The sequence below is a fragment of the Streptomyces sp. NPDC050211 genome (genome assembly GCF_040656035.1).
In the GTDB taxonomy this organism is placed as follows: domain Bacteria; phylum Actinomycetota; class Actinomycetes; order Streptomycetales; family Streptomycetaceae; genus Streptomyces.
This window is the reverse complement of the sequence record NZ_JBFALC010000045.1, coordinates 75,678-83,943: the sequence shown is the minus strand read 5'-3', so window position 1 is coordinate 83,943 and position 8,266 is coordinate 75,678. Positions and strand designations below refer to the sequence as shown.

The following is an 8,266-nucleotide window of genomic DNA, read 5'->3' as shown; positions in this document are numbered from 1 at the left end:
AAGCCCCCACCGGCCCGGCGCCAGTGGGGTCTTCTCACGCCTACGGTTCGGCAGCGCCCCGAAGGGGCGCGGGGCTGTATCTATATGCGGCTCCGCCGCGTGGGCGCGACCAGCCACGACGGCGCCGCAGACGAAAGAGAACACATCTCGGCACTACCCGCGGAGCGCGCAGCTGCCGACGTAGTCCGCCAGGTGCTCGCCGGTAAGCGTGGACCGCGCGGCGACGAGGTCAGCAGGCGTGCCCTCGAAGACGATCCGGCCGCCGTCGTGCCCGGCCCCGGGGCCGAGGTCGATGATCCAGTCGGCGTGTGCCATGACGGCCTGGTGGTGTTCTACGACGATGACGGACTTGCCGGAGTCGACGAGCCGGTCGAGCAGGCCGAGCAGCTGCTCGACGTCGGCGAGGTGGAGGCCGCTGGTCGGCTCGTCGAGGATGTAGACGTTGCCCGTCCCGGCCATGTGGGCGGCCAGCTTGAGGCGTTGCCGCTCGCCGCCGGACAGGGTGGTGAGCGGCTGGCCGAGGGTGAGGTAGCCGAGCCCGACGTCCGCGAGCCGGTGGAGGACGGTCTGCGCGGCCGGGGTCCGTGCCTCGCCGGCGCCGAAGAACTGCTCGGCCTCGGTCACCGGCATCGCCAGCACCTCGCTGATGTCCCGGCCGCCGAGCCGGTACTCGAGCACCGACGCCTGGAACCGCTTCCCCTCGCACTCCTCGCAGGTCGTGGCGATGCCGGCCATGATCGCCAGGTCGGTGTAGATCACGCCGGCGCCCTTGCAATGGGGGCAGGCGCCCTCGGAGTTGGGGCTGAACAGCGCGGGCTTCACGCCGTTGGCCTTCGCGAACGCCTTGCGGATCGGGTCCAGCAGTCCGGTGTACGTCGCCGGATTGCTGCGCCGCGAACCCCTGATCGCCCCCTGGTCCACCGTCACCACGCCGTCCCGCCCGGCCACCGAGCCCTGGATCAGCGAACTCTTGCCGGAACCGGCGACCCCGGTGACCACGGTGAGCACGCCGAGCGGGATGTCCACGTCGACGTCGCGCAGGTTGTGGGCCGTGGCGCCGCGCACCTCAAGGACGCCGGACGGCCTGCGCACCGACGGCTTCACCGAGGCCCGGTCGTCCAGGTGCCGTCCGGTGAGCGTGCCGCCGGCCCGCAGCCCTTCCACCGTGCCCTCGAAGACCACCTCGCCGCCGGCCGCACCGGCCATCGGACCGAGGTCGACGACGTGGTCGGCGATCGCGATCACCTCCGGCTTGTGCTCGACGACCAGCACGGTGTTGCCCTTGTCGCGCAGTTGGAGCAGCAGTTCGTTCATGCGCTGGATGTCGTGCGGATGCAGGCCGACGGTGGGCTCGTCGAAGACGTAGGTGACGTCGGTGAGCGCGGAGCCGAGATGGCGGATCATCTTGGTGCGCTGGGCCTCGCCACCCGAGAGCGTGCCCGATGCCCGGTCCAGCGAGAGATAGCCGAGCCCGATCGCGACGAACGAGTCGAGGGTCTCGCCGAGCGCGTTGAGCAGCGTCGCCACCGACGGCTCGTCGAGGCCGCGGACCCATGCGGCCAGGTCGCTGATCTGCATCGCACAGGCGTCGGCGATGCTGATCCCGTCGATCTTCGCGGAGCGGGTGGTTTCGCTGAGCCGGGTGCCGTGGCACGCGGAACAGACGGAGAACGTGACCGCCCGGTCCACGAAAGCACGGACGTGCGGCTGCAGTGTCTCCCTGTCCTTGGTCAGGAAGGCCTTCCTGACCCGCGCGATCAGGCCCTCGTATGTGGTGTTGAGCCCCTTCACCTTGACCTTGACCGGGTCGCGGTGCAGGAAGTCGTGCAGTTCTTCGCCGGTGTAGTCGCGGATCGGCTTGTGCGGGTCGAGGAAACCGGATTCGGTGAACGACTGCACCACCCAGCTGTCCGCCTTCCACCCCGGAACGGTGATCGCTCCGTCGGCGAGCGACCGGGAGTCGTCGTAGAGCCGGGTGGGATCGATGTCGGAAACGGTTCCTGTGCCTTCGCAGCTCGGACACATCCCGCCGACCACGCTGATGGCCTTCTCGATCCGTTTCCCGTTCACCACCAGCGCGCCCGTCGCCTCGGCCGAGGCGATGTTGAAGGAGAACGCCTGCTGCGAGCCGATGTACGGCTGGGCGAGCCGGCTGAACAGGATGCGCAGCAACGCGCCCGCGTCGGTGGCGGTGCCGACCGTGGAGCGCAGGTGCGCGCCCATCGGCCGCTGGTCGACGATGATCGCGGTCGTCAGCCCGTCGAGTACGTCGACGTCGGGCCGGCCCAGTGTGGGCATGAAGCCCTGTACGAAAGCGCTGTACGTCTCGTTGATCAGCCGCTGTGACTCCGCGGCGATCGTGTCGAACACCAGCGAGCTCTTGCCCGAGCCGGAGACACCGGTGAACACCGTCAGCCGCCGCTTGGGGATCTCGATGTCGACGTTCTTGAGGTTGTTCTCGCGCGCTCCGTGCACGCGGATCAGGTCGTGGCTGTCGGCGATGTGCGATGACGTGCTGCTGAGTTCCTGAACTTCCCTGGTCATGCCCCTTAATCGTATATCTGCAACGCCCGTTGAGACTTTCCCCGAAGACCTCCAGGACACGTGCGCTAAAGTCTCAACCGTGGATCGTCTGCGCCCCGTCGACCTCGCCCGCGAGCACGGCATCTCGACCCAGGCGGTCCGCAACTACGAGCGCGACGGCTGCATCCCGCTCGCCGAGCGCACCCCGTCCGGCTACCGGACCTACACCGAGACCCATGCGGCCGCCCTCCGCGCCTACCTCGCACTCGTCCCGGCGCACGGTTACGCCGTGAGCGGGCAGATCATGAGGTCGCTCAACGCGGGCGAACTCGACGCCGCGCTGACGGCCGTGGACCGCAGTCACGCCCAACTGCTGCGCGACCGGGAAACCCTGGACGCGGTCGCCCAAGCCGTAGAGCACCTGACCACGGGCCGCCCGGACACCGGCCCGCACACCCCCGCAGCCACCGAGCCCCTCAGCGTCGGCGAGCTGGCGCACCGCCTGGGCGTCACCGCCGCGACCCTCCGCAACTGGGAAGTCGCGGGCATCCTCGCCCCCGACCGCGAGCCGGTCACCGGACACCGCACCTACGGCCCCGCCGACATCCGCGACGCCGAACTCGCCCACCTCCTCCGGCGAGGCGGCTATCCACTCGACCACATCTCCACCGTGGTCCAGCAAATCCGCACCGCCGGCGGCACCCAGGCCCTGTCCGCGGCCCTCGACGACTGGCGACGCAGACTCACCGCCCGGGGACTCGCGATGCTGGACGCAGCGGCCCGACTCGCTCAGTACGTGGAAGCGCGCCAAAGGGGCGCGGGGAACTGCGCGACCAGCCACGACGGCGCCGCAGACGAAAGACGGCCCAACACCGCGCTTCCAGCGGAGCGCTTCAGCTAGGGCTGGTAGGGGTCAGGACCACGAAGTCCGCGTTCGCCGGGTCGACGCAGACCGCCAGCCGGCCAACCCCCTCCGCGTCCTCCGGCCCCATCTGCACGCTGCCGCCGTTCTCAGTGACCTTGGCGACCGCGGCGTCGCAGTCGGCGACGGCGAACACCGGGTGCCAGTACGGCCGTCCGTCCGCCAGGGCCAGGCTCTCCTTGGGGAGTTCCATGAGGCCGCCGTGCATCCGCTCCTCGGGCTGCCCCGCGGGGGTGATGAGGGAGTACGTGCCCCCGCCGCCCGGCAGCTCCATGTCACTGAACTGCCAGCCGAAGACACCGCCGTAGAACTCCTTCGCCGCGCCAGCGTCGCTCGTGTACAGCTCGGTCCAGGACAGCGAGCCCGGCTCGTCGACCAGCTCGACGCCCTTGTTCGTGCCCGGCTGCCAGACGGCGAACTGGCCGCCCAGCGGATCGCTGTACTGCGCCATGCGGCCCCACTCGTCGAGGTCCATGGGCGCGACCCGCACAGCGCCGCCCGCGCTCTGCACGGCCTCGGTGGTGGCGTCCGCGTCGGCGACGCAGTAGTAGATCATCCAGGCCGAGCGCGCGCCCTCCTCGGTGAGCTTGCCGAGTCCGGCGACGATCTTGCCGTCCCTCCGGAACATCCCGCCTTCCATGTCCTCGCCTTCCCCCATGGACTCGTAGTCCCAGCCGAGCACGGCGCCGTAGAAGGCCGCGGCGGCCGGGACATCGGGGGCACCGAGGTCGAGCCAACAGGGTGAGCCGGGGACGAAATCTGTGGTGATCACGGTGATTCCCTTTCGCAGAACCTGTGTGACCCCAGCGTGACATCCACCACTGACACTCGCCCCTCGGCCGATCCACCAAAGGTCCGCCTAAAGGTCCACCCAAGGGTCCGCCCAAAGGGCTCAGGGCGAGTCGGCAGACGCTGTGCGACGGAGTCTGACCCCGGTCGTCCCTCCCGACTCCGTGGCGGACACGGCGAGTACGGCGAGCAGGACGAGCGCGCCAGCGGGGGCGAGGACGGTCCAGGGGGCCAGTTCGGCGTAGGGCTGGTTCTCGGACAGCAGGCGGCCCCACTCCGGGGTCGGCGGCTGTTCGCCCAGGCCGAGGAAGCCGAGGGAGGCGAGCACGAGGACGGTGGTGGGGAGCCGTAGCAGGGCGTTGCGCAGGACGGCGGGCAGTACCGCGGGCAGCAGATGACGGCGCAGCAGATATCGGGGGGCGGCGCCGAGCGAGACGGAGGCGAGCCAGTGGCCGCTCGCGCGTTCCTCCTCGGCCAGCGCGGCGGTCTGGGCGGCGTACGGCGTCCAGCCGACCAGGCATACCGCAAGTGCCGCACCCCATACGGACGGTCCGGTCACCGCCGTCGTCAGCAGTCCGGCGAGGACGGCGGGCAGCGTCGACATCACTTCGGTCAGGCCCGCGCTGACCCCTGCCGCCATACCGAGCAGCAGCCCGACGACGATGCTGACGGCCGTGACCGCGAGGGCGATGCCCGCCGTGCGCAGCGCCCCGTGGCCCAGCCGGGCCAGCAGGTCGCGGCCGAGGGAGTCGGTGCCCAGGGGGTGCGCGGCCGAGGGCGGCAGCAGCCGGGCCGCCGTGTCCACCTGCAGCGGATCACGCAGCAGGCCCGCCACCACCAGGGCGAGCAGGGCGAGGGCGCACAGTCCGGTGAGCAGGCGGAGGGAGCGTGGGCGCGCGAGGGCCGGTGGGTGCAGTGCGGGCAGGGCGCCGTCGCGCAGGGCGGGGCCGAGGAGGGCGCGGCGCAGGGCCTGGATGAGCAGTCCTGCGGCGACGCCGAGCAGGACGAGGGCCAGCGTCGCGGTCTGCAGCGGCGGCAGGTCCTGGGCCATGGCGGCGTCCAGGGCGAGCCGCCCGAGGCCCGGGATGTTGAAGATCTTCTCGACCGCGACCGCACCGCCGACCAGGGCGACGACCGTCGGCAGCAGTTGCGGGAGCACTCCGGACAGCGTGCGGCGCAGCGCGTTGCGGGCGATGAGACCGGGCGGGAACCCGGAGGCGTGCCAGGTCCGCGCCCAGGGTTCGTGGAAGGCGGCGGGCAGCGCCGGGGCGACCATCCCGCCGATCATCGCCCCGGACGGCACGCCGAGCGCGAGGGCGGGCAGCACCATCGACGCGGGCCCCTCCCAGCCGCTGGAAGGGAACCAGCCCAGCCACACCCCGCACACCGTGGCGAGCAGCGAGGCCAGCAGGAACTTGGGCAGCGCTGCGAGAACGGCGGCCCCGGTACCCGCCCTCCCCTGCCGCAGCCGTCGCCGCGACCCGAGATACAGAGTGCGGGCGCACACCAGCCCGGCGACCGCCACGGTGACCACGAACGCGCCCAGCATCAGCGTCACGGACACCCCGAACGCGGCCGACACCTCGGGCAGCACCGGTTCGCCCGAGACCCAGGAGACGCCGGCGTCCCCGCGCGGCAGCCCGCCCAGCCAGCGCACAAGATGCGCGAGCGGCCCCTCGTCCAGGCCGAGTTGCTCGCGTACGGCGGTCAGCTGCGCCGGGGTCGGATCCTGGTCGGCGGAGCGGGCCCGCAGGACGGTCAGCGCGGGGTCGGTCCCGGACAGCCAGGGCAGCAGCGAGACCGCCGCCAGCAGCGCCGTCCCGGCGACGGCCCGGCCGGCCCCGGCACGGACCGAAGTGACGCTCACCCGCTGCTACTTCAGTCGCGTGTCGATGTCGACCAGCGAGCGCTCGTAGGGGTCGAGCAGCACGCCGTCGACATCGGCGGCGATGCCCTGGACGACCTTCTCGTGGACGAGCGGCACGACGGCGTCGGTGCGCAGGATCTCCGCCTCGGCCCGCATGATCTTCTGCCGCCGCCGGTCCGTGTCGGCTTCCTCGGCCGCGGCCTTGACGGCCTGATCGACCTTGGAGTCCTTCAGCCGGGCGATGTTGTAGACACCGTCACTCATGTAGTCGCTCGCGAGGTAGGCGACCGCGTCACCGGTGTCGAGCAGGGTCACCCGGGAGAAGACGAGCGCGTCGTACTTGCCCCCGAGGAGGTCGGCCTCCATCTGCGTGTACTCGCGTACGTCCTGCTTGACCGTGAACCCGGCCTTCTCCAGCTGCTGCTGGAGGACGGTCGCGGCCTCGGGCAGTTCGGCGCGGTTGGTGATGGCGGCCAGGCGCACGGTCTTGCCCTTGGCCTTCGACTTGACCTGGGCGGTGGTCGCGGCCTTGGCCCGGCCGGTCACCGCCACCCGGTCGTCGGCCGCCCAGGAGACGGCGGGCCCGAACAGGCCCTCGGCGGGGTTGGCGTAGCCGCTGAAGACCGAGTCGACGAGGGCGCCGCCGTCCACGGCCTCGCGGGCGGCGGCACGCAGGGTCGCGTCGGTGAACAGGCCGCTGCCGGTGTTGAGGATCAGGCTGTCGGTCCGTACGGAGGGCACCTCGTGGCGGGTGTTCTCGTCGAGGAGCTTCGCCTGGGAGGTGGGAATCCACTCGGCGATGTCGACGTCGCCGCCGCGCAGGGCGTTGGCGCGGGCGGTGCCGTCGGCGATCCAGCTCACGTCGATGCCGGACGCCTTGGCCTTGCCGCCCCAGTAGCCGTCGTAGCGGTCGAGTGTGGCCTTGGTCTTGCCGGTCAGCTTGGTGATCTTGAAGGGGCCGGTGCCGGTGCCGACCGGGCTGGCGGTGCCGTCCTTCGCGTACGCCTTGGCCGAGAGGATGCCCAGCGCGGGGCTGGCGAGCCGCAGCGGGAGCACGGGGTCGGCGGTCTTGGTGGTGAGGGTGACCGTGTCGGCGTCCTGGGCCTTCGCGGTCAGGGTCACATCGCTGAGGACCCGGGGCTTGGTCTCGGCCTCGTTGGCGTGGTCGAGCGCGCTGACGACCGATGCGGCGGTGACGTCGGTGCCGTCCTGGAAGGTGGCCTTGCGCAGTTCGAAGGTCCAGGTGGTGTCGTTGACCTGCTTCCAGGACTTGGCGAGCGCGGGCGCGGCGGTGCCGTCCTTGCCCAGCGCGGTGAGGCCTTCGGCCACGGAGAGCTTGCTCAGCACGGTGGCGTCATTGCTGTACGGCGACAGCGACTGCACCGGCGGCACGGCGAGGGCGACCCGCAGCCGGGCGTCCGATGCGCCCTTGGCGTCCGAACCTCCCTCGGTCGCGGCGAAACAGCCGGCCAGCAACGGAGTGAGAGCGAGTGCCGCGATGAGGCCGCGGGAGGCGGTGGTGCGCATGTCGATCAATATATAAGGCAAGGCTTACCAACATTCACTCAGGTTGATGAATTCTCAACTACTGAGATCTTTCCGAAACACAGTCGCGCCTCCCCCCGGAGGGGAGGAGGCGCGACAGCGTGAGGTCGCCCTGGCGCGTCAGCCCTTGGCGAGGGTGACGTCCTGCTGCACCTGGGCATGGAAGTGCGGCATCAGAGGCAGTCCGCCCCAGGGGCGCAGCTCCATCAGCGCGACCTCGACCTTGGCCTTGCCGGCCTTGAGCGAGCGCGGCGCGGGCTTGCCGGTGTTCTCCCAGCGGTGCTTGGCGCCGTCGCACACGGCGCGGGTGCCGCCGATGGCGTAGCGGACCGTCACGGATCCGAGGCTGTCGGAGGAGCCGGCGCCCTGGCCGACGTTGGAGCTGACGAAGACCGGGCCGACGTTGTTGCGGCACCGATAGGTGCCGGAGATCTTGACGGTCCCGTCGGCGGCGATCCGCGCGGCCTTGTCGACCGTCACCATTTCCTTGGTGTCGGCGGGCGCGAGCGGGGCGGCGTAGGCGGACGGAGCGGCGGCCAGCAGGAGCAGCGCGGCGCCGGCTGAGGCGAGGACGGCGGGAACAGGACGTACGGGCATGGCAGGAACTCCCGAATGAAACG

The 8,266-nt window shown here is 71.1% G+C and carries 6 protein-coding genes; 1 reads left to right on the top strand and 5 read right to left on the bottom strand.

What is annotated here, in order from left to right; all coding sequences use genetic code 11:
• Nucleotides 1–153: 153 nt before the first annotated feature.
• Nucleotides 154–2,544: an excinuclease ABC subunit UvrA gene (locus AB0I98_RS34150; protein ID WP_362948695.1), complete on the bottom strand. Its 2,391-nt coding sequence runs from the start codon at nt 2,542–2,544 to the stop codon at nt 154–156.
• Between the two features lie 79 nt (nt 2,545–2,623).
• Between AB0I98_RS34150 and AB0I98_RS34145 the strand changes: the two genes are divergently transcribed.
• A complete protein-coding gene (locus tag AB0I98_RS34145; RefSeq protein WP_362948693.1) occupies nt 2,624–3,424 on the top strand; it encodes a TioE family transcriptional regulator in 801 nt (266 codons plus the stop codon).
• Here the strand turns inward: AB0I98_RS34145 and AB0I98_RS34140 are convergent.
• The 4 genes from AB0I98_RS34140 to AB0I98_RS34125 all read right to left on the bottom strand — a co-directional run bounded on the left by AB0I98_RS34140 (nt 3,417) and on the right by AB0I98_RS34125 (nt 8,243).
• Nucleotides 3,417–4,217 carry a VOC family protein gene (locus AB0I98_RS34140; protein ID WP_362948691.1) on the bottom strand — a complete coding sequence of 267 codons (801 nt, stop codon included), beginning with the start codon at nt 4,215–4,217 and terminating at the stop codon, nt 3,417–3,419. The two genes, AB0I98_RS34145 and AB0I98_RS34140, sit on opposite strands and share 8 nt — an antisense overlap.
• A gap of 120 nt (nt 4,218–4,337) precedes the next feature.
• Nucleotides 4,338–6,101, bottom strand: coding sequence for an ABC transporter permease subunit (locus tag AB0I98_RS34135; RefSeq protein WP_362948689.1), 1,764 nt, complete (start codon nt 6,099–6,101; stop codon nt 4,338–4,340).
• Nucleotides 6,102–6,107: 6 nt separating this feature from the next.
• The gene (locus AB0I98_RS34130) at nt 6,108–7,628 is read right to left on the bottom strand and encodes an ABC transporter substrate-binding protein (protein ID WP_362948687.1); all 1,521 of its coding nucleotides are present in this window, start codon (nt 7,626–7,628) and stop codon (nt 6,108–6,110) included.
• A gap of 138 nt (nt 7,629–7,766) precedes the next feature.
• Nucleotides 7,767–8,243, bottom strand: a complete 477-nt coding sequence (locus AB0I98_RS34125) for a DUF6299 family protein (protein WP_362948686.1) — start codon at nt 8,241–8,243, stop codon at nt 7,767–7,769.
• Nucleotides 8,244–8,266 lie beyond the last annotated feature (23 nt).

Coding starts and splice junctions, on each gene's coding strand:
- AB0I98_RS34125 (WP_362948686.1), bottom strand. CDS start 8,243: ATGCCCGTACGTCCTGTTCCCGCCGTCCTCGCCTCAGCCGGCGCCGCG.
- AB0I98_RS34130 (WP_362948687.1), bottom strand. CDS start 7,628: ATGCGCACCACCGCCTCCCGCGGCCTCATCGCGGCACTCGCTCTCACT.
- AB0I98_RS34150 (WP_362948695.1), bottom strand. CDS start 2,544: ATGACCAGGGAAGTTCAGGAACTCAGCAGCACGTCATCGCACATCGCC.